14 protein-coding genes and 6 pseudogenes are annotated in these 21791 nt (G+C 63.4%); 8 read left to right on the top strand and 12 right to left on the bottom strand.

Annotation, left to right across the window (positions count from 1 at the left end; genetic code table 11):
* Window positions 1-117: 117 nt before the first annotated feature.
* From TX76_RS12235 to TX76_RS12255, 5 genes are read right to left on the bottom strand one after another with little or no spacing between them, the layout of a single operon-like run.
* The gene (locus TX76_RS12235) at window positions 118-909 is read right to left on the bottom strand and encodes an ABC transporter ATP-binding protein (protein ID WP_049902782.1); all 792 of its coding nucleotides are present in this window, start codon (window positions 907-909) and stop codon (window positions 118-120) included.
* Window positions 906-1778: an ABC transporter ATP-binding protein gene (locus TX76_RS12240; protein ID WP_049902783.1), complete on the bottom strand. Its 873-nt coding sequence runs from the start codon at window positions 1776-1778 to the stop codon at window positions 906-908. The genes TX76_RS12235 and TX76_RS12240 overlap by 4 nt, the downstream gene beginning before the upstream one ends.
* On the bottom strand, window positions 1775-2989 hold the full coding sequence (locus tag TX76_RS12245; RefSeq protein WP_049902784.1) for a branched-chain amino acid ABC transporter permease: 1215 nt from the start codon (window positions 2987-2989) through the stop codon (window positions 1775-1777). The genes TX76_RS12240 and TX76_RS12245 overlap by 4 nt, the downstream gene beginning before the upstream one ends.
* Window positions 2990-3853 carry a branched-chain amino acid ABC transporter permease gene (locus tag TX76_RS12250; protein WP_049902785.1) on the bottom strand — a complete coding sequence of 288 codons (864 nt, stop codon included), beginning with the start codon at window positions 3851-3853 and terminating at the stop codon, window positions 2990-2992.
* Window positions 3854-3856: 3 nt separating this feature from the next.
* Window positions 3857-5395: an ABC transporter substrate-binding protein gene (locus TX76_RS12255; RefSeq protein WP_049902786.1), complete on the bottom strand. Its 1539-nt coding sequence runs from the start codon at window positions 5393-5395 to the stop codon at window positions 3857-3859.
* A gap of 269 nt (window positions 5396-5664) precedes the next feature.
* Here TX76_RS12255 and TX76_RS12260 point away from each other — a divergent pair, with 269 nt between their 5' ends.
* Together TX76_RS12260 and TX76_RS12265 are read left to right on the top strand one after the other, a co-directional pair.
* A complete protein-coding gene (locus tag TX76_RS12260) occupies window positions 5665-7620 on the top strand; it encodes a 3-hydroxyacyl-CoA dehydrogenase/enoyl-CoA hydratase family protein (RefSeq protein ID WP_049902787.1) in 1956 nt (651 codons plus the stop codon).
* A 51-nt stretch (window positions 7621-7671) separates the two neighbouring features.
* Entirely contained in the window at window positions 7672-7911 is a 240-nt protein-coding gene (locus TX76_RS12265; RefSeq protein WP_049902788.1) for a hypothetical protein, read from the top strand.
* Between the two features lie 110 nt (window positions 7912-8021).
* On the opposite strand, the gene gatE is transcribed toward TX76_RS12265, so the two are convergent.
* The 4 genes from gatE to TX76_RS12285 form a co-directional block, all read right to left on the bottom strand.
* Window positions 8022-10031, bottom strand: coding sequence for a Glu-tRNA(Gln) amidotransferase subunit GatE (gene gatE, locus TX76_RS12270; RefSeq protein WP_049902789.1), 2010 nt, complete (start codon window positions 10029-10031; stop codon window positions 8022-8024).
* Window positions 10032-10146: 115 nt separating this feature from the next.
* A complete protein-coding gene (locus tag TX76_RS12275) occupies window positions 10147-11739 on the bottom strand; it encodes a PH domain-containing protein (RefSeq protein WP_049902790.1) in 1593 nt (530 codons plus the stop codon).
* Window positions 11736-12206, bottom strand: coding sequence for a PH domain-containing protein (locus TX76_RS12280; protein ID WP_049902791.1), 471 nt, complete (start codon window positions 12204-12206; stop codon window positions 11736-11738). The genes TX76_RS12275 and TX76_RS12280 overlap by 4 nt, the downstream gene beginning before the upstream one ends.
* 101 nt (window positions 12207-12307) lie before the next feature.
* On the bottom strand, window positions 12308-13129 hold the full coding sequence (locus tag TX76_RS12285; RefSeq protein WP_049902792.1) for an undecaprenyl-diphosphate phosphatase: 822 nt from the start codon (window positions 13127-13129) through the stop codon (window positions 12308-12310).
* Between the two features lie 160 nt (window positions 13130-13289).
* Here TX76_RS12285 and TX76_RS12290 point away from each other — a divergent pair.
* From TX76_RS12290 to TX76_RS17640, 5 genes and pseudogenes are all read left to right on the top strand, one after another.
* Window positions 13290-13529, top strand: a pseudogene (locus tag TX76_RS12290) (3-ketoacyl-CoA thiolase); the annotation flags it as partial.
* Window positions 13530-13637: 108 nt separating this feature from the next.
* Window positions 13638-14924 (top strand): phenylacetate--CoA ligase PaaK, encoded by a 1287-nt coding sequence (paaK, locus tag TX76_RS12295; RefSeq protein ID WP_049902794.1) that lies wholly within the window; start codon window positions 13638-13640, stop codon window positions 14922-14924.
* Window positions 14925-15058: 134 nt separating this feature from the next.
* Window positions 15059-15539 (top strand): annotated as a pseudogene (locus tag TX76_RS12300) (MaoC/PaaZ C-terminal domain-containing protein).
* Between the two features lie 189 nt (window positions 15540-15728).
* Window positions 15729-15904: pseudogene (locus tag TX76_RS18750) on the top strand (ISH3 family transposase); the annotation flags it as partial.
* Window positions 15898-16071, top strand: a pseudogene (locus tag TX76_RS17640) (ISH3 family transposase); the annotation flags it as partial. The pseudogenes TX76_RS18750 and TX76_RS17640, both read left to right, overlap by 7 nt.
* A 1057-nt stretch (window positions 16072-17128) precedes the next feature.
* On the opposite strand, the pseudogene TX76_RS12305 reads toward TX76_RS17640, so the two are convergent.
* Window positions 17129-17443 (bottom strand): annotated as a pseudogene (locus TX76_RS12305) (IS6 family transposase); the annotation flags it as partial.
* A 49-nt stretch (window positions 17444-17492) separates the two neighbouring features.
* Between TX76_RS12305 and TX76_RS17150 the strand changes: the two are divergent.
* Window positions 17493-18540: pseudogene (locus TX76_RS17150) on the top strand (IS630 family transposase).
* A gap of 268 nt (window positions 18541-18808) precedes the next feature.
* On the opposite strand, the gene TX76_RS12315 reads toward TX76_RS17150, so the two are convergent.
* A complete protein-coding gene (locus TX76_RS12315; RefSeq protein WP_154019070.1) occupies window positions 18809-19798 on the bottom strand; it encodes a DUF5995 family protein in 990 nt (329 codons plus the stop codon).
* Window positions 19799-19809: 11 nt separating this feature from the next.
* Window positions 19810-21609: an alkaline phosphatase D family protein gene (locus TX76_RS17155; protein ID WP_079890824.1), complete on the bottom strand. Its 1800-nt coding sequence runs from the start codon at window positions 21607-21609 to the stop codon at window positions 19810-19812.
* Window positions 21610-21791: the final 182 nt, after the last annotated feature.

The following is a 21791-nucleotide window of genomic DNA, read 5'->3' on the forward strand; positions in this document are numbered from 1 at the left end:
TGGACGCCCGCCGGCTAAAGCGTTGCCCCGCGGCGAACCAGTGGTTGATTCTGTGCCGATGAGAGTTACCGATCGTAATCGTCCTTCGGAATCAGTTTCGGTGCGAGAGGTCCCCGACTACCCGCCGAGGTAGACGTCGTGGATGTACTCGTCCTCGCGGAGCTCTGCCGGTGCGCCCTCGCGGACGATCTCACCGTTTTCGAGCAGCGCGATCCGGTCGGCGTGGTCCATCGCGAAGGTCACGTTCTGCTCGCAGAGCAGGATCGTGACGCCGGCGTCTTGGATGCGGTCGAGACCCTCGCTGATGTCGTCGAGCACCACGGGCGCGAGCCCGAGGGTGGGTTCGTCGAGCACGAGGAGGTCGGGTGAACTCATCAGCGCCCGGCCGATGGCGAGCATCTGCTGTTCGCCCCCGCTCATCGTCCGGGCGTGCTGGTCGGCGCGCTCTTCGAGCACGGGAAAGAGGTCGTAGACGAACGACCGGCGCTCCTCGCTGTCCCCGCGCCGGAACGTGCCGAGCGAGAGGTTGTCGGCGACGCTCATGTGGCCGAAGAGGTCGCGCTCCTCGGTGCAGTGGATCAGTCCCTCGCTCACGAGGTCGCTCGTCGAGCGCGTCGACACTTCGGTGTCGTAGTAGCGAACGCTACCCTCGTAGGCGTGAAACCCCGAGACGGTCTCGGCGAGCGTCGTCTTCCCCGCGCCGTTGGGACCGATCACCGAGACGATCTCGCCGCTGCCGATCCGGAGGTCGATCCCGCGGAGCGCAGCCACCTTGCCGTACGAGACTTGGAGCCCCTCGATCGCGAGCGGGGTCTCGGCACCAGGTTCGCGGCCGGTTTGCTCGCTACCGTCGACTTCGTCCGCTTGCCTGGCTTCCTCAGTATCGTCGCTGGCGGTGTCGGTGCTCATAGTCCCCCTCCGAGGTACGCCTCCTGGACCTCCTCGTTCGCCCGGATCTCCTCGGGCGTGCCCGACGCGAGCTTCGAGCCGAACCGGATCACGATCGCCCGGTCGATCAGCGAGAGCAGCCCGCGCATGTTGTGATCGACCACCACCAGCGTCAACCCCTCCTCGCGGAGTTCGGTGAGGAGTCCGGAGACGTCCTCGACCTCGCCCCCGGAGAGCCCGGCGAACGGCTCGTCGATCAGGAGGAGGTCGGGGTCAGTCGCGAGCGCCCGAGCGAGTTCGAGCCGGAGGAGCCCGGCGTGTGGGAGCTCGCTCGGCGATAATTCGGTGCGATCGCCGAGCCCGACCCGCTCACAGATCGCCCGGGCCTGTTCGCGCAACCCCCCGCGAAAGCCCGACAGCGAGAACAGCTTGTCCGGCGTGAGTGCGAGCGCGACGTTGTCGAGCACCGACCGATCTTCGAGCGGTCGGAACGACTGGAATGTGCGCGCGAGACCGCGTTTGACCATTCCGTGGGCCGCAGTACCAGTAACGTCCTCGCCGTCGTAGTGAACCGTGCCGGCAGTCGGCGGGTAGACCCCGGTGACGCAGTTGAACGTGGTCGACTTCCCCGCGCCGTTCGGGCCGATGAATCCGAGGATCTCGCCCTCCTCGACCGCGAAGGAGAGATCGTCGACCGCGGTCAGCCCCCCGAAACGCTTCGTGACGTTCTGGAGGACGAGGAGCCCGTCGTCCGGTCCGTAGGCGTCGCTCGCCGTCTCCGTTTGGAGCTCGTGCTCGGCGGTCGTCGACCCATCGGGTTCGCTCTCGCCGGTTTGCGTTCCGTTCGTCGCGCGTTCGTTCGTCGTGTCGGCGCTTGTATCGGTGCTCACTTGTCGTCACCACCGTCGAATCGATCGTTCAGCGCGTCGAGCGCGCGTCGATACCGTTCGGCCGTCTGTTCGATGGGGTTCGTCGTGTCATCGGTCGCGGTCGCACCGTCGGCATCGCGACCGCCGTCGGTGGCGACGGTTTCGCCACCACGAGCCCGTCGCAGCCCGCGCCGGCCGGTCCGGATCGCCCACGGGAAGATGCCCTGGGGCAAGAAGTAGACGATCACCATGGCGAGCAGCGCGAACAGCAGCAGGCTGGCTTCGTTGACCCCGACGTCGACGAGGGGGATGGTGGCGTCTTGCTGGTTCAACAGATCGTTGGTGAAGTAGAAGAACACGCCCCCGAGCCCCGCGCCGACGATCGTGCCCATCCCGCCGAGGATCGCCGCGATCAGCACCTCGATGCTCACGATGAGGCCGAGGAGCTGGCTCGGCTGGGGGCTCCCGACCGGGGTGTGGACGAACATCGCGCCCGCGAGCCCGCCGACCGCCGCGCTCAGCACGAACGCGAACACCTTGAACTTCGCCACGTCGAGCCCCGCCGCCGCGACCGCGTCCTCGTCCTCCCGGATCGCGGTCAACACCGAGCCGAGTCCCGAGCGCATGAGCAAGAGGAGCCCGAGCATGACGACGAGAAAGAGGCCGAGCGCGATGTAGTAGTTCGCGACGACCACGAGCTCGAACTCGTCGGCGGTGACGAGGCTCGCGGGCGAACTCAGCCCGAGCTCCCCGCCGAAGACGTCGCCGTAGACGATGAAGGTCTGGAGCAGGATGAGCGGTGCGACCAGCGTCACGAGCGAGAGGTACGGCCCGCGGAGCCGGAGCGCGGGCACGCCGATCAGCACCCCGGCGACCGCCGCGAGCACGACCCCCGCAGGAATCGAGAGCGTCGGCGGAACGCCGTGGCCGAGGTTGAGCAGCGCCGAGGTGTACCCGCCGACCGCGAAGAAGATCGCGTGGCCGAAGCTGATCTCGCCGGTGTACCCCGACACCGTGTCCCAGCTCATCGCGAACAGCCCGAAGTAGAGCGCCCCGATGAGCACGAGGAGCTGAGTCGTCGAGATCCCGAGGAACGGGAGCGCCGCGAACAGCACGACGCCGAGGAGCCCGACGAGGTAGCGCGGGGAAAGGAGCGACGCGAACAGCGACCGCTCGTCGGTCGTCTCGGGCGTGCCTTCGACCGCCTCGCCGGAGAGGTTCTCGTCCGCCATCTACGCCTCCGCGAGCTCCCGGCCGAACAGGCCTTCTGGGCGCACCAGGAGGACGAGCACGAGGATCACGAGGCCGGCGAGCCCGCTGAGCCGCGGGTCGATCGCGGAGGTCGTGATGACTTCGAGGAAGCCGATGACGTACGCCGCCACCAGGCTTCCGCGGATCGAGCCCAGCCCGCCGAGCACCACGATCGAGAAGGAGAGGATGAGCGGTTCGCGCCCCATCGCCCAGTTCGCGGTCTGGTACGACCCGAGAAAGAGGCCGGCCAACCCCGCAAGAACGCCGGCGATCGCCCACGTGTAGAGGTTGATCCGGCCGCTCTCGATCCCGACGAGCGCCGCCCCGCGCGGGCTCATGCTGGTCGCGAGGATCGCCTTCCCCGTTTTGGAGTAGTTGATGAACGCGAACAGCCCGGCGATGAGCACCCACGAGAGCACGACCGCCACCAACAGATTGTTCTGGACGCCGTTGCCGAGGATCTCGGTGGTGCCCGCGACGAGCGTGGGGATCGCCCGGGGCTGACTCCCTTCGACGATCCGGATGACCTCCTCGACCACGATCGAGGCCAGGAGCGTGAGTATCATCACGACGATGATGTTGTCGCCCCGCCGTTCGGCGAAGCCCTTGTAGAGGAGCACGCTGAACAGCGCCGGGACGGCGATCGCCGCGAGCACGCCCGCCCAGATCCCGAACCCGGCGGTCGTGACGTAGTAGGCGGCGAACGCGCCGATCGTGATGACCGCGCCGTGCGCGAGGTTGATCGTCCCGCCGACGCCGAAGATCATGGTGAAGCCGATCGCGACCAGGGCGTACAGCGAGCTGATCACCACCCCGTTGATGACGATGTTGGCGACGTCGACCATCGATCAGAGCCACGCGGGTGGCTGGTAGTCGGCCGTCTTGTACTGCTCGGGCCAGACGACCTCCTGCACGCCACCGCCGTCCTCGCCCTCCTGCCACTGGAGGAAGACCGGGTAGATCGCGTCCTCGCCGTAGACCGGGTCGTGTGGGTGTTCCTCGTCCTGACCGTAGAACTCGAGCGTGCCGGTCGTCGCGGTGAACGAGGCCTGCTCCATCGCCGACACCAGCTCGTCGGCGTCGGTCGTCCCGGTCTGCTCGACCATTGCCGCGTAGAGCTTGACCGCGTCGTACGCGATGTACCCGGTGTAGACGGGGTAGCTGTCGAACTCCTCGTTGTACGCCTCCACGAACGGCTGGGTCTTCTCGGTGACTTCGCTCTGTGGCGTCGCGGAGGTCTGGGTCACGCCGTAGAGACAGGCCCCGTTGACCGCCTCGTAGTAGGAGGGGAGCTGCATCGGGACGTGGATGCCCGCGAACCCGAACGGACGCTGCTGTTTGGCCCACTGGACGACCGCCTCGGTTCCCGTGTGGGCCATCGCGGTGAACATGCCGCTGGCGTCCGAACTCTCGACGTCGTCGAACAGCGGGCCGAAGTTCGTCGTCCCGCTCGCGTAGCGCTGGTTGCCCGCCACCTCGACGCCGACTTCGCCGAGACTCTCGTCGAACAGCTCCGAGATCGGCTCGGTCCACGTGTAGTCCTCGACCATCGCGTACGTCGAGTCCCAGCCCATCGCCTCGAAGTTGGCCTCCCCGAAGTCGAGGAGGTTCCGCCCGAGGTCGAGGTCGTTGAGCGGCCCGGCGCGGAAGTGGTACTTGAACTGGTCGTAGTTCTCCGCGATCATCCGCGAAACCTCGGCGGTCGCCGCCCCCGCCGTGAGGTGGATCGTCCCCTGCTGGGCGATGTCGTCGATGATGTTCAGGAGGACTTCGCTGGTGAAGATCCCGGTCGTGACGTCGGCCTCCTCGTTCAGGACGAGCTCGCGGTAGCGCTGCTGGCCGGTCGAGGGGTCCTCCTCGGTGTTCCCGACCGCCAGCTCGACCTCCGCACCGCCGATCCCATCGTTCGCATTGAGTTCCTGGACCGCGAGCCGCGCCCCGTTGACGATCGAGGCACCGATGGGGTTGTTCTCCGGGTTCGGCGCGAGCGCGCCGATCGTGATCGGCCCCTCGATATCGGCGCTCCCGCCGCCACCGCCGCTCGACCCGTTGCCGCTCTCGGTGTCGGTCCCGCCACCACCGTCGGTATCACCAGTACCGTTTCCACCGGAGCCGCCGTCACCGCTGGTGATATCGGAACCACTCCCGCCACCGGAATCGTTCGCGCTACCGCCATCGCCGGAGTCACTGCCCGCCGTCTCGCTGCCACCGGAGCCACCGTCGCCGGACCCACCGTCACCGCCGGAGTCGCCGCCGTCGCCGCCACCGAGACTGAGACAGCCGGCAACCGCCGCCCCGACCGCTGCGCCACCGGTTGCCTTCAGGAACGTCCGTCGACTGCTGCGTTCGTCGTCCTCTCCAGACGTCTCGTTACCATTGTTAACCATCGCTGGTGTGTGACTAGGGCACATTGTTCATAAAAGTACCGGATAGTACGGTCGGCGAAGCGATAGGTCACCTCCCGCCGGACGCCGGAAATGCGGCGATTTCGACGAACGGATCGTGAAATCGATGGTGTTCGAGAGCACCAGTGGATGACGGACGACCGGCGGCCGATGGATCGGGTACGGTCGTCGCTTAACAATGATTCGACGTGTCCCCGGATTCGCTGACCAGTGGCGATGGAGTTAACTCCGTGCCGGGAGGCCCCGTACGCATGGACGCCAGTGACATCGAGCGTGTCGCGGTGCTCGGCGCGGGCAACATGGGCCACGGCATCGCCGAGGTCGTCGCGATCGCGGGCTACGACGTGACGATGCGCGACGTCGAGCAGGAGTTCGTCGATTCGGGCTACGAGGACATCGAGTGGAGCCTCGACAAGCTCGACGAGAAGGGGCGGATCGACGAGTCCGCCGCCGACGTGCTCGGCCGGATCGACATCACGACCGATCTGGAGACCGCTGTTGCGGATGTCGATCTCGTGATCGAGGCCGCACCCGAGCGGATGGCGCTCAAACAGGAGATCTACGGCGAGCTCGACGAGCTCACGCCCGACGGGGCGATCCTCGCCTCCAACACCTCGTCGCTCTCGATCACCGAGATCGCCACCGCGGTCGACGATCCCGAACGAGTCGTCGGCACCCACTTCTTCAATCCACCTGTCAAAATGGATCTCGTCGAGGTCATCTACGGCGAGCGGACGTCCGACGAGACCGCCGAAGCCGCCCACGACTTCGTCGAATCGCTCGACAAGACCCCGATCTACGTCCGGAAGGACGTCCAGGGGTTCGTGGTCAACAGCGTTCTGGGGCCGTTCATGGTCGAGCCGGCGTGGATGGTTTCGAACGGCGAGGCCACCATCCAGGAAGCCGACGCCGCGATGGTCCACCAGCGAAGCTACCCGATGGGACCGTTCGAGCTCGGCGACCTGACCGGGATCGACATCGGCTACTCCGTTCGGGAGGAGGCCGGAATCACCAATCCGCCGCTGATCGAGGAGAAGGTCGAGGCCGAGGAGCTGGGCCGGAAGACCGGGAAGGGGTACTACGACTACGAGGAGGGCGACGGCCCCGACTACGAACCGGGCGACGGCGAGGGGTTCGACACGCTCCGCGTCGAAGCACGGATGGTGAACGAGGCCGCGAAGCTCATCGGCAACGACGTCGCGACCGCGGAGGCGATCGATACCGGAATGCGCCTCGGAGCCGGGTTCCCCGAAGGCCCGTGCCGGCGCGCCGACGACATCGGACTCGACACGATTCTCGACAAGCTCGAAGCGCTCCACGACGAGACCGGCGAGGAGCGGTTCGAACCCGCCGATCACCTCGTCGAACTCGTCGAGAACGGGCAAATCGGCGCGGACGCCGGGCAGGGCTTTTACTCCCACAGCGACGGCGACGATCGCACCTACCACGACCTGAACTACGAGATCGACGACCGGGGCGTGCTCGCGATCGAACTCGACAGGCCCGAACGCCTGAACGCGCTCTCGCGTGACCTCCTCGACGAGATCGACCACCTGCTCAAAACCGTTGACCCCGACGAGCTTCGCTGCGTCACCATCGAGGGAACCGGCGAGCGGGCGTTCTCGGCGGGCGCGGACGTCACTGGGTTCGCCGACACCGAGCCCGCCGACGTGCTCCGCGCGACCCCGACCTACGAGACCGTCGCGGAGTTTCCTCGTCCAGTCGTCGCCAAGATCGAGGGGTACTGCCTCGGCGGCGGTCACGAACTCGCCTTGGCGTGTGACATGCGGATCGCGACCGAGGGCTCGACGTTCGGCCAGCCCGAGATCGGCCTCGGCCTGATCCCCGGCGGCGGCGCGACCCAGCGACTCACCCGCCTCGTGGGTGCCGCGCGCGCGAAAGAGCTCGTCTTCCGGGGCCACCAGATCGACGCCGCGACCGCGGCCGACTGGGGGATGATCAATCGTGCGGTGCCAGGCGACGAGCTCGACGACGCCGTGGAGGACGTCGTCTCGGACATCGTGAACGGCCCGCCCGTGGGCCTCGAAGTCGCGAAGAAGGTGATGAACGAGGGGAGGGACGCCGACCTCGACGCCGCCCTCACGCTCGAACGTCAGGGCTTCTCGATCCTGATGGGGACCGACGACGTGGCCGAGGGCACCGCCGCGTTCCGCGAGGACCGCGATCCCGAGTTCGAGGGCCGCTGACGACCGGGGCTGCCCGGAAGTTATTTGGAAAGCGATAACTAACGCCGAGACATGGACGAATCGACTCCCACCGCGCTCTCACAGCGCAAGGCAGCCTTCTGGATCGGCGTGGTCTGCCTGTTCGGCGGCGGAGTCATTCCGGAAAGCGTTCGTGTCGGCGATCAGGAGTTGGCAGCGATCATCATCGCGTTCGGGGCCGTTATCCTCATCGTCAGGCTGCTCGTCGGTATCTTCAGAATCCTCCGGACGTCGTTCGACGCGTACCACGTTGGTTACAGGGAGAGCGGATAACTGAGACGAAGAGCGTGTTCAACCGCCCCAAACGGACGGTGGTTGGAACAAGCAGGACGCTACGAAACGCACCAATCAGGCGGAACGTCACACGCCGACAACGTGGTGACTCAGGTCCGCTTTTGAATCTCCTCGCGGAGGAGTTCGCTCACGGTGTCGCCCTCCGCACGGCCGCCGAGCGCGCCCATGCACTCGCCCATCAGCCCGGAGAACGCGCCCATTCCCTCCGTCTCGACCTGATCCGCGTTGCGCTCGACCACCTCGACGACGACCTCACGGACCTCCTCGTTGCCCGCGCTCCCGAGCCCCTCGCGTTCTGCCGCCTCTGCCGGCGAAAGGTCGGGGTTCTCGGCGAGCGCCGCGAGGAGGTCGGGGAGCCCCTCCGTCGTGACTTCGCCGGCGGTGAGCAGCGCGAAGGCGTCGAGGAAGCGTTCGTCATCCAACTCCTCGACCGGTACGCCGTCGCGCCGGAGTTCGGTGACGGTGCTCTCGACCGTTTGAGCCGCGAGCGTGGGATCGACGCCCTGCTCGACCGCCGCCTCGAACAGACTCATCCGGCGGCCGTACGCGACCTGCTCGGCGAGGCCCGGATCGAGATCGTGTTCGGCCTCGTACCGATCGACTTTCTCGGTCAGAAGCTCGGGCGTTTCGACCTCCTCGATATCGAGGTCGACGGGTGGCACGTCGGTTTCGGGGTACATCCGCGCCGCGCCGGGGAGCGGCCGGAGGTACTCCGAGGTGGTCTCCTGGACCCCGCGGGTCTCCTCCGGTACGCCCGCGATCGCCGCGCGGGCGCGCTCCACGACCGCCTCGATCGCCGCCGCGGCGGACTCGGGATCGGCGGCGACCATCGCCACTGCGTCGTCCTCTTCTCGCGGGCTTTGCCCGCTCGAACTGTCCGAGGCGCGAAGCGCCTCGCTGTCGGCCCCGACCGCCTCCCGGAGCGCGTCGACCTCGGCTTCGGTCACGCCGTACGCCGGAAGCTCGTCGGTGTGGAAGATCCCGCCGACGCCGTGGCGCTTCGCGTGGTCGGCGAACTCGGTGCCGAGCCGGCGGTCGGGCTGGATCTCGCGGCCCACGAGCCCCGCGAACCCCTCCAATCGAACGGCCATCGCGCGCCCGCCGCCCGCGAGCGCGTCCTCGATCACGCCGCTGTCGGTGTCTACTCGCGGGCTTCGCCCGCTCGTATGGTCTGCGGAGCTTCGCTCCGCACTATCGGCGAAGACCTCGGTCACGTCCACGGGGTCGCCGACGCTCGCCCCGCGCTCGGCGAGCGCGTCGCGGATCGCGAGGAGCTCGGCCTGGCGGTGGACCTCGTTCTCCACGATGTCGTCGATGTCGTCGAGGCTCTGGACGCCCTTGAGTTCGACGCGCGCGCCCTCCTCGATCGAGACGTTCACGTCCTGGCGGATGGTGCCGAGCCCGCGCTTTACGGTACCGGTAGAGCGCAACAGCATCCCGATGCGTTCTGCGGCCTCCTTCGCCTGTGCGGGCGAGGTGATGTCGGGTCGGGTGCCGATCTCCACGAGCGGGATTCCGAGTCTGTCGAGCGCGTACCGCACTCCCGATCCGGTTTCTTCGACTCGGCCGGCGCTCTCCTCTTCGAGCATGAGGTCCTCGATGCCGACCGCGCCCTCGGAGGTCGTGATCTCGCCGTCGCCGGCGACGAGCGCCGAGCGCTGGAACCCCGAGGTGTTCGAGCCGTCGACCACGATCTTGCGCATCACGTGGGCCCGGTCCACGGGCGTCATGTCGAGCAGCGCGGCGATCTCGAGCACGACGTCGATCGCCTCGCGGTCGATCCGGTGGGGCGGTTCGTCGTCGGCCTCGACGAGACAGGTGGAGTCGAACGCGAGATACTCGAACTCGCGCTCGACGCTCGCCTCTTCGAGGGCGGCGTCGTCGCTCTCGCCGAGTTCGCTCCGCGTGGGATGGAGGTAGCGCCGGAAGCGGTGGGTCGAGTTCTCGGGCTCGCGTCGGTCGGTGGGACAGCCACAGAACAGCTTGGTGTCGGTGTCTAGCTGCTGGTGGATCTCGAGACCCGCGACGAGGCCCAGCTCCTCGTAGTCGTGCTCGTGGTCGGCATCGTGGCCGGAATCGTGATCTGACTCCGCACTCATTGGGGCGACCTGCGGTGCGGAGCGACAAAAATCCGTTCGGTCGTCGGCGTCCGCTCGCGATCGGCGACGCTCGAACGACGCCGGGGGGTCGCCGAAACCCCGATTCGATGGCCGGCTACCCAGTGTGACGTTGATCCTCGCTCGTGCTCGCCTCTTCGAGCGATGCGTCGCCGGATGGTTCGGCCGCAGTCAGCGGGTTCCGTCGCGCGACGAGGCTTCTCCGAAGCCCGCGCCGGACCGTCTCGCGGAGGGTCGTCGCCTCGCTCGCATCGAAGTCCACCGCGCGTGCGCCCCGGTCGGTGACCGAGAGCGACCCGGCGGTGTCGATCGCGACCGTCGCGAGCGACCGCCACCGCTGGAACGGCGTCGCGGTCTGGATGACAGTCTGCACGCGATAGGCGGGCACGACTGCGATCGAGCGCCGCCAGAACCCGTTGCGCGTCAGGACGTGCTCGCCGCCCACGTCGTAGCCACGGTGGAGCCACTTGTAGTGGCCGGCGACCGGCGCGAGCGCGATCGCTGCGAGCGGGGCGTACCAGTATCGGAGAAGAGCGACGTCGAGGAGGGCGTTTGCGATCCAGAGCCCGCCCGCGATCAGGCCGAGCGCGAGCGCGTACCGGACCGCGTACCGCCGCCGTGCCCGGCGGGGCGGGCGAGCGAACTCGGGCTCGTCGAACTCGAACCCCTCGATCGAGCGGGCGAGTTCGAGCACGCGAGCGCGACCCGCGAGCGGGATCGCCGCCTCCGAGCCGCCGGATGGCCCCTCGCCCGGCGTGTAGCCTGCGGTCTCGATCGCGAGCGACGCGTAGCCGACCCGGCGCATCAGGACGTTCTCGCGCACGTCGATCTGCTGGATCTTTGCGATCGGGATCGAGCCGTCGTATCGCCCGAGCAGCCCGCGCTCGTACCGGAGTTCGTCGCCGACCCGGGAGAGCCGGAAGTCGTAGTAGCGCGCGGCGGTCACCGCGGCGGTGCCGATCCACGAGACGATCGCGAGCGCCGCCCCGCGTGGCCCGACGGTGAACGCGCCGGTCTCGGCGAGGAGATCCGGAATCGAGATCCCGACCGTGGGAACGGCGAAGAAGAGCACGGGCAGGAGCGCCCGGAGGTCGGGTGCGACCAGGCCCAACAGTACGAGGTTCCGTGGCGAGAGCGCGAACAGCAACTCCTCCGGCTCGTCACGGCGTCGGGGTTCGGCCGCGTCCTCGGTAGCCGTGTCCGCATCGGTTGCGTCCTCAGTGCCTGCCCGTCCTTCGCCCCCATCGCTGTCCTCGCGCGCGCCGCGCCGCAGGTCGCGCTGGAGGCGTTTCGCCTCGCCGTAGCCCACGTACCGAAGACTCGCCTCGGTCTCGCCGCCGCCGCCGGTCTCGACGTCGACGACCGCGATCGAGAGGAGACGCTGGACGGCGCCGCGCGAAATATCGACGTTCTGGATCCTCCGAAGGGGGATCTCGCGCTCGCGCCGCGAGAGCACCCCCGAGCCGATGTCGAACGTGTCGGCGGTGAGGGCGTACTCGAACCGCCGGTAGTAGGCGACCTCGTACGCCGCGCCGACGATCGCGCCGACGAGAAACGATCCGAAGACGAGGACCGGACCCGTGAGCGGCGTGAACGATCCGACTGCGAGGCTCACACCGAACAACACCGAGCCGGCCTGGACGGCACGCGAGAGCGCTCGGAACGGGAGCGAGAGCGGGTGGAGCCTCACACCGCGTCCTCCGGGTCGCCGGGCTCGCTCTCGGTGGCGAGCCGGCGGAGCTCGGCCTGGATCGCCTCGGCGCGCTCGGGGCGGAGGCCGGGAATCGTGACGTCGGCCCCCCGCGAGCCCGCGGTGTAGACCACGACGCTCGACAGGCCGGCGAGTCGCTCGATCGGCCCGCGTTGGGAGTCGACGTGCTGGACGCGAACGAACGGGACGACCGAGTTCACGCGGATCACGACACCGCGTTCGAGCGTGACCGCGTCCGCCTCGATGTCGAACCCCCAGATCCGGTATCGCTTCAGCGTGTAGACCACCCCGAGCACGGCGAGGACGCCGAAGACGGCCGGACCGACCCAGATGCCGATCTCGAACAGTCGCCGATCGGCGACGGTGACCACCGCACCGACGACGAGCGCCGTGACGAGCGCGGAGCCGAGCCAGACGACCCGGATGCGGGAATCGAGCCGTTCCATACCGCGGGCTACCGTCTCACCCCACATAAACCCATCCGCGTCAGGCGGTTAGGGGATGTATCGTGCTCGTTCGACAGAACGAACCGACCGAGCGCACTCGCTCAGAAAGCGACGTACACGAGGACGCCACCGAGCACTGCGAGGCTTCCGAGCCCGACACAGACGCCCCAGAACGCGACCCGCTCGACGACCCGCATCAGCGCGTCGATCGTCAGATAGCCCACGACCGCACTCGTCGCGAGTGCGATCGCCGCCATCGACGGCGAAATCGCCGGGATTCCACCGTCGAGCAACGGGAGCAACCCCCCGCCGATCGCCGCCGGGATCGAGAGCAGAAAGGAGAGCTGGAACGACGACGGGCCGTCGTGGCCCCGGAGGAGCAGTGCGCTCGCGGTCGTCCCCGATCGCGAGATACCAGGGAGAACCGCGAGTCCCTGGAGTCCTCCGACCAGCACCGCGTCCACGAGATCGGGAGTGTCCCGCCGACCACCCCGCTCTTCGACGCCGCGCTGGATTATCCCTGTCACGATCAACAGCCCGCCGATCAGCGCGACGAACACACCGCCGGCGAGTTCGCTCACGAACTGCTCCAGCAGCACCAACGACGGGATACCGACGATCCCGGTCATGAACGTGGCGACCACCAGAAAGGTGAGCTCCGAACGCTCGCGGTCGAACGCGCGTTCGGGTCGCCACGATGGCAGGGTGCGGACGAGCGCGGCGACCTCCTCGCGGTAGTACGCGAGCGCCGAAAGCGCGGTCCCCGCATGAAGGAACAGCGAGAGCTGGATCGCAACGGCCGGCTCGATGTTCGCCACGAGATTCAAAAAGAGCGTGATGTTCCCCTCGCTGGAGATGGGGAGCCATTCGAAGATCCCCTGGAGGATACCGATGACGACCGCCAGAACGACCGACTCCTGCATGTGAGAGGGGGGTCGCGCACCGGATAAAGGCGATTCGATCCCGTATGGGACGGAAGTCGATCGCAGGCGTCGCGTCGGCGGCGCGGCGGCGCACTGGTGCGACACGGTGACGTCGATCGGCGGTCGCATCGTTTGGGAGCCACGGCGTCGTGGTCGGGATATGCGCGAGGCCTATCTCGTCGGCGCGGGCCAGTCGCCGTTCGGCTCCTTTCCCGACGAAACCTATCGCTCGCTGTTCGATACCGCCTACGACCGCACGCTCGGAAGCGTCGACGGCGAGTTCGACCCGGCCCGGATCGACGAGGCGTTTCTGGGTACTCTCGGCGTCGGCGGCCGTCAGATCGGACTCAGCGCGCCGGTCGTGACCGAACACGTCGGGCTCTACGGGATGCCGAGTACGGTGCGAAGTTCGCCCCGTCGAGTGAGTCGGCGGGGCGCTCGGATCGTGAGCGGTCGGGAGCGACTCGTCCGAACGATTTTATAACCATCGAAGCAACGCTTTCACGTCATGGTCGAAGCAACCACGGGCGCGGCCTCGCGCGAGGAACTCACCGCCCGTCAGGACGAGCGACTCGTCGACACCGTCCGTCACGCCTACGAGAACGTCCCGTTCTACCGGGAGGCGATGGACGATGCGGGCGTCGCACCCGACGAGATCGAGGGAGTCGCGGACATCGAGGAACTCCCGATGACCACGAAGGAGGACTTCCGCGCGGAGTACCCCGACGGGCTGTTCGCGGTCGACAGCAGTGACGTGCGCCGGATCCACGCCTCCTCGGGCACGACCGGCAAACCGAAGATCGTGGCGTACACCGAGGGCGACCTCGATCGGTGGGCGACGGTGATGGCGCGCTCGCTCGCGGCCGCCGGCGTCGAGCCCGGTGACACGGTCCAGAACGCCTACGGCTACGGCCTGTTCACCGGGGGCCTCGGCTTCCACGATGGGATCGAAGCGCTGGGCGCGACCGTGATTCCCACGGGCGGGGGGAACACCGCCCGCCAGCTCTCGATGCTCGAAGATTTGGGGAGTGACGCGCTCGCCTGCACACCCTCGTACTGTCTCTATCTCGCGGACTTCGCTGCCGATCGCGGCGTCGATCCCCACGATCTCCCCGTTTCCACAGTCGTCATCGGCGCGGAGCCGTTCACCGACCCGATGCGCGAGGAGATCGAAGCCGCTCTGGACGTCACCGCGATCGATATTTATGGGCTCTCGGAGATCATCGGCCCCGGCGTGGCGGTCGAGTGTGCCGAAGTCCAGGAGGGCCTCCACGTCTGGGAGGATCACTTCTACCCCGAGATCGTCGACCCGGCGACCGGCGAACCCCTTCCGCCGGGCGAGGAAGGTGAACTCGTCCTGACCTCGCTCACCAAGGAGGCCCTGCCCGTCTTCCGGTACCGGACCGGCGACATCACCACGCTCTACGAGGACGAATGCGAGTGTGGGCGGACCGCAGTCCGGATGGGGAACATCACGGGACGCACGGACGACCTCCTGATCGTCCGGGGTGTCAACGTCTACGCCAGCCAGATCGAGGCGGTCATGCTCGACATCGACGGCATCGCACCGCACTACCGGCTCGACCTCCGGCGGGAGGACTCGCTCGATACGATGGACGTGACTGCCGAGCGCCACGCCGAGGCCGACGCGAGCGCGGACGACCTCCAGGACGAGATCGAAGGCCGGCTCGGGCAGGAGCTGGACGTCTCGCCCGACGAGATCAGGGTGGTCGAGCCCGGCGAGATCGAGCGCACCGAGGTCGGGAAGGTCAAACGCGTGTTCGATCACCGCTGACGCGTCCCGCCAGCCTCGCCAGCACCATCAGCGGCACCGGCATCGGTTCGAGCTGCCACCGTTTCGAACCGCCGTCGTTCGCGGCGAGCCGACGAACACGAGGGTTTCTTGTATTGGACCATCGATGAGGCAGTATGCCCTACAGCTACGAGCCGCACTACTTCGAGGACCTCAACGAGGGCCAGACCTTCGAGAGCGCCGGGCGCACGGTGACGGAGACCGATTTCGCGATGCACTCGATGTTCACCGGCGACTGGACCGAGCTCCACACCAACAAGGAGTATTCGGAGGATGGGCCGTTCGGCGCGCGGATCGCTCAGGGACCGATGACGTTCATCCTCTCCACTGGACTGTTCCAGCGGACGGGGATCGTCGAGCGAACGGTCGTGGCCTTCCTCGGGATGAACTACATGGACCCTCCCCAATGCTTTGGGAATAGGTGAGACGATTAGTTGTATTTTCGAAGTGACGGAGAAGCGTGACCTCGAAAGCCGCGAGGATGCTGGACTCGTTGTGATCGAGACGACTGTGACCAACCAGGATGACGAATTGAAACTTGAGGGGGACATGAAGTTCCTATTTAAAAAACACTCCTACGACGAGGATACATCCTAATCGGTCCTATCGAGTGAAGCCTTGACTCACCCACCGATCCAGAGGCCTCAACGCTTCCTAGTAAGGTTCAACAACTGGCGGCAATGATCCGCTCAATGGCAAAGTCGGTAGTCCCCGATCGAGTTGAGAGGCGGAGCTAAAGCGTCGGTCTGATTGGAGAAGATGTCTGGTTGAGTGAATGTGTTATAGATACCCCAACCAGACGGGTTCCTTTCGTGGGCCGTCAAAGGTGTAGCGGCGGATGCGATCGGGAAGTTCCCCTGCCAGGGATCGATGGCTCGCCTCTCGATCCTGGCGACATCTGGTCCGTCGTTATCCTCCCCAGCGTCAATCAGACCTCTATCCGGGAAGTTTGCGCCGAAAACCGCTTGCGGTTTCAGTTTCGTATCAGAACGGCGATCGCGGCAAGCACGGTGAAGTGGTTTGAGGGTATGCGGCGTGTGATCGCCCAGGTCACACGCCAATACAGGTCGAACACTGCTACCGAAAGCGGTCAGCGATCGAATCCAGTTTTCGGCTGTTTCGGAGTGCAGGTACTGGCTAGTTGAGTACCTCCTCGGCCGGCGTTCGTTCCCATGAGCATCTATAGGAACGAAGATCGTCGCCCTTGGTTCCTTGACTCCGAGGCTACCGACAGTTGAACGGAATCGACCAATCCGTATTTGGGCATTTTGTTATAAATCGTTAGAATAGATCACTAAAGGAATAAAATCTGAGCTACTATTATACCGACCCTGATTTAAATTCTATATTTTGAGTTGGATTTATTATTTCGAAGGGTATTATTCAGTCAGTTGGAATTGTGTTTTGAAAATTCCACTCAGTACAGTCTCAATCTAATAGTGCGTTCATGGGTATTACTGACCCAGAAAAGGTGATCATGTGAAATAGTGCCTGAAGAAAGATTTAGTATTAGTTACTCACCCATCTCACTATCAACCACATTTCTAATAACAGAGTGTAGTGATGTGATAAGAGTCGTCATGATCGAGATGTAGCTATATCAGAGAAGGTGTTCAGCCTGATCTAACCCAGAAAACCGTTCGTAAGAGTTGACGGTCTCTAATGGAGATGTGGGATCGAAACCGCTGGTTCTAGTACTTTTGCTATTTTTATTTCCAGAGGCCACGTCGTTCTATCCGGTTAAGCGGACGTAGTCGGTAGAAGTGGGAAATCGCCATACAGCGACCGAATTCGCAAAAATACACTGTATGTTGCTATATCGAAAGCCCCCTTTGGAGATGAGAATGTTAGCACATAGAGCCGAACTAATGCGAGGATTGTGGAAGGAATCGGGTTGATTCAAGCAATAAATCGATGGTTTCGAGAAATTACTGAACAGACCTTCTTTTGAGAGAGTACGAAATCATGGACGTGACAGCCCTACCACTCACAGACCGCCGAGTGCGAACACGGAGATGAGGGTTAGCCAACACCAGTTCGCCGTTTCGCCAGCGTCAGCACGTTGTTCGCGGTCATCAACGGCTCTCGCTTGTACTCGTCGGCCAGGTCCAGCTGAACAAGTAAATCGACCAACCGCCAGATCGAAAACAGTAAGTACGCGAACACAAGATAGAACGCGGCGCTGTCTAGTTGAGAACCTCTTCAGCTGGCGTTCGTCCATCGAGCGCTTGATTCGGTCGATCGTAGTTATAGTGGTGTCTGAACCGTCGCAGCCAGCGCCGTGCGCTGGCTGGACTCCCTCGCCAGAACGAGTGAAAGCGGTCGATCCGCATCGTCACGGTTTGGAACCACTTCTCGATGAGATTCCGTTCGCTGTAGTTGAGTTCACCGCGGAGGTCGAGACGAGCCAATGCCGTGAGATACCCACCTGCGTCGGTGAGAAACTCGGTATCTGAGACCTCGTGTTTTTCGGTGAGACGGTGGAGGAACGCCGCCGCGGGACCTAGGGCCTAGCGAAAGTTCTCGATGCTCGGGCGCGTAGAAAGATGTATGAGAACACGACGAGCTGTTGTCGAGCGACACCTTACTGATGAAGCGTTGAGAGATGCGATCAAGAAGGCGGACGACCGAAAAATCGTCCGCCGCCTCTGCATCGTGAGCAACCTCTATGCTGGTGATACTATCGAAGAGGCCGCTTGCAGAGTCGGCGCGAGTCAGAGCATCGGCAGCCAGTGGCTTGAACGCTGGAATGAAGACGGTCCTCGTGGGCTGGTTCCGCGCTTCGGGGGCGGCAGGCCCCCGAAGCTCTCACATCAACAGTCACGCGACCTCCAACGACTCCTCGAAGAAGGCCAACCGTGGACAACTAGTGAAATCACACGGTTGATCGAAGACGAGTTCGGTGTCAGCTACCACTCTGGTCACGTTGGGCGGATGTGCCGGACAGTGTACGGGATGTCGTACGCGATTCCACGGCCAGAAACACCGTCTCGACCGGAGAACGCCGAAGAGATTCTCGCCGAACGCCTCACCAAGGCGTTCGGCGAGGAGTCCGACGAGGAGGCCGTTGATCCCGGAGAGACGGTTCTTAGGTTCTTTCGAGGCGTCGTGGCCGATGCCGACAGAGAATCGGCATCGGCTCTGGGGATTCGGTACGCCACGCATCGTGAAACACATGCCGCGAGTGAAGACGACAACCGTGGGATTCTACGCAATCAACGGCACGAGCGTGCTCAGATCAGTCGAGAGCCTCCACAAAGAGCGGATCGTGGAAGTGTTCGAAGCGATCCGTGAGTAGAATCCGACCGGCCGGATTCTGCTCGTCTTGGACAACTTCTCCTCGCACGTCTCTCAGTTCACGCGCACGCGAGCGGAGGAACTCGGGATCACGCTGATTTTCCTCCCTGTCGCATCGCCGCATCTTCAACCGATCGAACCCGTCTGGAACAACCTCAAACGAGCGATCTCGCCGATTTCGACCGAGAGCGCGGACGACTTCCGCGCTCTCGTCGAGGAGACGTTCCTCACGCTGACACACCGTCTCAGCTTCGCTGCCGACTGGATCGACCGATTCCTGAATATCAATAAGTTGCGCTAGACCCTAGTGGCTGCTGACAGGGAGTGGTCGGTGATCTATTCAGTGCTTTCCCTCTCCGCTCGCGGCCCCCGCCGCTTCCGTGCCCCCTACTCGATTCTGTCGTTTTCGAGGTCAGGGTGTTCGTCCGCGGGAGTTGGTTCCATGGGCATATCTTGCTGCGTGGGATCCTCAACCTCTGATTCGATTGCGGTCTCAACTTCTGCTCGTGCGATGAATCCGTCCTCGTCTCAGTGAACGCCGATATCCTCGTTCAAACATTGGATTCGTCCTACCGCCTCCTTGTGAGGACTTCTACATCTCCGCTCCGTTGTCTGAATTCCGTCGAGAGTTGATCAACTACCGGTGCAGTTCCCTCAACATTACGAAGATGCCACAGTGTCGATCGATCAGCACTCGGCGCTAACACGAAATACGCTGCTCCCGTCGCAAAAGTGCTGATCTTCCACTCTGTATATCGGCGATGCAACCCCCATTGAGAGTCCGTCAACGATTTGGCATTCTTCCACGCGAGATCGCGGGTTTCGGTGAGACTGAACAACGTGAACCATTCATCGAAGCGCCCCAGGGAGACATCTACCTCGGCGAGTCCAGCCGTCGAATAGCGCTCAGAGATAATGGACTGAGCTGTATCAATAAGCGAAGCCAGTATCCGGTTAATTTGATTGTGGTCTCGGAGTTTCTTCGATCGGTTTGGGTCGATATCGATTTCAGTGAGGGTGTACGCCAGATCGTAGTTGATATGCGCATTGACACCAAGGAGGAGGTCCTGAATGACCAGCGTGTGACCGCTCATAGATGCCGAAAACGCCAGTTGCCACGGCTGCGGGATATCCTGCATATTTCCTTGTTCGAAATTCAGTAGTGCCTCCCGGTACCAGTTCGCGAACTCGATGAGATACTTCCGTGCCCACGCTGGATCGTGAAACGCCTCCGTCTCGATCTCCTGAATCACGGCTTTCGTCATCTCGACGTATATCGTCAGAAATACAGAGCGCCGGTCATCTGCCGCTCGAAGTACCTCTTCGGTTCGCTGGAGGGCGTTACGAGTTTGCTCAAGCGATTCAAACCGATGTGTGATCTGATCTATTGGTATCGACGTAGAACCACTCGCCACTGTCGCGCCGTTGGCGTCCGGTTCACGATCAGGAAGTGCGTCTGAGAGGGGGAGTGTATGAACTAACGTCGGAGACTGATAGCTCAACCAGACTGCCCGAACCTCCTTTGAAAGAAGTGAGAGTTGGCCCAGTGGAGAGCTCATTCAGGGACTTCTCACTCCTTGCTATGCCGGGGAGAGTCGGACAACTGTTCGATTTCAATGCGTCCCGTGGGTATCCGCAGTGCGTTGATGAGGTGCTTTTCTGCGTCCGGTGTATTCACTGTCTTGTCGACGCTGTATGCACGGTGAATACAGTCTTTTCGCGTCACGTCGACGATCGAATAGCCCCAGCTGTGACTGTTGAATGCCTTGATATGAGGCATGAACCGCTGGACAGCCGCCGAAAACAGCCCCTCGATTCCACGGCCGACGTGATCACTCAGTTGCTCACTCAGAGTCGGAAATCGATCTCTATACGCTTGAGGAATCCGTTTCGTGAACTCCTCACGGAATTTCTCAGCGATATTGATGCTCGTCATCGCGGGCGTCATGAGTTCGACCCCGACTCGTCGGCTCTGTTCTGTCTGAGGATCGGCTTTCGTGATCCAGTTTTGCATCGGAGATGGGTAATTGAGCCGTTGATATCCAGCGAGATAGGTGTGCATATCGCCGGTCAGTGTGATGAAGTTCTCTACGCCCCCGTACTTGATGCGGTACATGATCTCTTCCCGTTCGCTTTCATAGCCGTCCCAGGCTTGATCACTTGGATCAAAGGAGAAGGGACCGACACCGACACGGGCCGGAAGCGTTAGGACTTCGTTCGCCCACGCAGTCCATATCGTCTCGGATTCTGTCACTTGATTGAGGAACCACTCGCGCTGGGATTCACCGAGCATCGTATCAGCAGGATCTTTATTGACATAACAGAACGGTATCCAGTCGGGAAAGAGATTCGTCAACCGCTCGGGAAAACGAGTTTCCGCACAGTTCGGCCCCGGCTTGGTTTTGAAAAGGCGTTCATCCGTCACAACCAATGTGAGCAGGTCTCCGAACTGGAAGGTGCGATAGATCTCAAGCATTTTGTTGAGGCGGTCGGCAGTTGGGTCGAACGTGGCGCGAGTCGGTGTGTACTCCCACCACGCTTTGAGCGCTCCTTTGACGAGACGATGCATCTGTTCGGGATCGTCATTGAGGGGATGGTCCGGCGCTCTCGGGGTGCCTGTTGCATCCCAGTAGATGTCGTTGACGAACTCGTGGTCATCCCAGGTGAAAATTCGTGTATGGTTTTCGAGCGCCCGCTGCAGGAACCGATCCGAATGATACGTTCGGTAGAGGTATCGGTAATCCTCAAGGCTAGAAGCGCGTTCATACCCGCTGGGGAGGTCCAGCGTGCGGTGCGGATACTCCTTACTCCCTGCTCGCCGTTCTTCGTATTCATAGATGAAATCTCCGAGATCGAGGATAAAGTCGATGTCCTCAGCGGCGATATGGTGATAGGCACCGAAGTTTCCATACAAATAGTCTTGGCAGGTGACAACGGCAAATCGAAGATGTTCCGGTGTCGAATCTCGCTCGGGCAGCGTCCGGAAACGGCCAGACGGACTCGTGACGCCGTCGTAGTGAAATCGATAGCAGTACTGGTGGTCCGCTTCGAGTTCTACCACTGAGGCGTCAAGATCTACTTTGATGGTGTGATCGTGTGCAGGGGTTATCTCTCCAGTTTCGACGGATGTAAGTCCCGACGTATCAGTGAAGGCCTCATCTTCAGCTATCTCTACAAAAAGTGATGTCCTCTCGTTATAGGCCTCGGGAGCGACCCGCGTCCACAGAATCGCGCCTTCCGGAGACGGGTCGCCACTCGCTACGGATTGAGGGAACACTGTTTCCGAGCGCTCATCACTCCCCTTGATCCGGGCGTCATCGATATCGGGGACAGTGGTTGATGTCACCGGTGGATTTAGATCAGACTCCATTACTGAGGGGGTAATAGTGCTGATAGTATTAAACTAGACCCATCGTTTTGCCCGTAGTGTCCGCCAGAGATTTCGTCGGCGCTATCTGCCTGATGGTTAATCAAGTGAGACGGGAACTTGCTCAGGATGATGTTACTGATGTGCGAGCGAATTGTTAACCACGACATGGATACGGGGTGTCG

Source organism: Halococcus agarilyticus (assembly GCF_000334895.1).
Taxonomy (GTDB): domain Archaea; phylum Halobacteriota; class Halobacteria; order Halobacteriales; family Halococcaceae; genus Halococcus; species Halococcus agarilyticus.

What these genes read in the sequence shown, in the direction of transcription:
- TX76_RS12250 (WP_049902785.1), bottom strand. Translation starts at nt 3,853, where the DNA reads ATGGTCGACGTCGCCAACATCGTCATCAACGGGGTGGTGATCAGCTCG.
- TX76_RS12255 (WP_049902786.1), bottom strand. Translation starts at nt 5,395, where the DNA reads ATGGTTAACAATGGTAACGAGACGTCTGGAGAGGACGACGAACGCAGC.
- paaK (WP_049902794.1), top strand. Translation starts at nt 13,638, where the DNA reads ATGGTCGAAGCAACCACGGGCGCGGCCTCGCGCGAGGAACTCACCGCC.
- TX76_RS12235 (WP_049902782.1), bottom strand. Translation starts at nt 909, where the DNA reads ATGAGCACCGACACCGCCAGCGACGATACTGAGGAAGCCAGGCAAGCG.
- TX76_RS12245 (WP_049902784.1), bottom strand. Translation starts at nt 2,989, where the DNA reads ATGGCGGACGAGAACCTCTCCGGCGAGGCGGTCGAAGGCACGCCCGAG.
- TX76_RS12260 (WP_049902787.1), top strand. Translation starts at nt 5,665, where the DNA reads ATGGACGCCAGTGACATCGAGCGTGTCGCGGTGCTCGGCGCGGGCAAC.
- TX76_RS17155 (WP_079890824.1), bottom strand. Translation starts at nt 21,609, where the DNA reads ATGGAGTCTGATCTAAATCCACCGGTGACATCAACCACTGTCCCCGAT.
- TX76_RS12285 (WP_049902792.1), bottom strand. Translation starts at nt 13,129, where the DNA reads ATGCAGGAGTCGGTCGTTCTGGCGGTCGTCATCGGTATCCTCCAGGGG.
- gatE (WP_049902789.1), bottom strand. Translation starts at nt 10,031, where the DNA reads ATGAGTGCGGAGTCAGATCACGATTCCGGCCACGATGCCGACCACGAG.
- TX76_RS12280 (WP_049902791.1), bottom strand. Translation starts at nt 12,206, where the DNA reads ATGGAACGGCTCGATTCCCGCATCCGGGTCGTCTGGCTCGGCTCCGCG.
- TX76_RS12265 (WP_049902788.1), top strand. Translation starts at nt 7,672, where the DNA reads ATGGACGAATCGACTCCCACCGCGCTCTCACAGCGCAAGGCAGCCTTC.
- TX76_RS12315 (WP_154019070.1), bottom strand. Translation starts at nt 19,798, where the DNA reads ATGAGCTCTCCACTGGGCCAACTCTCACTTCTTTCAAAGGAGGTTCGG.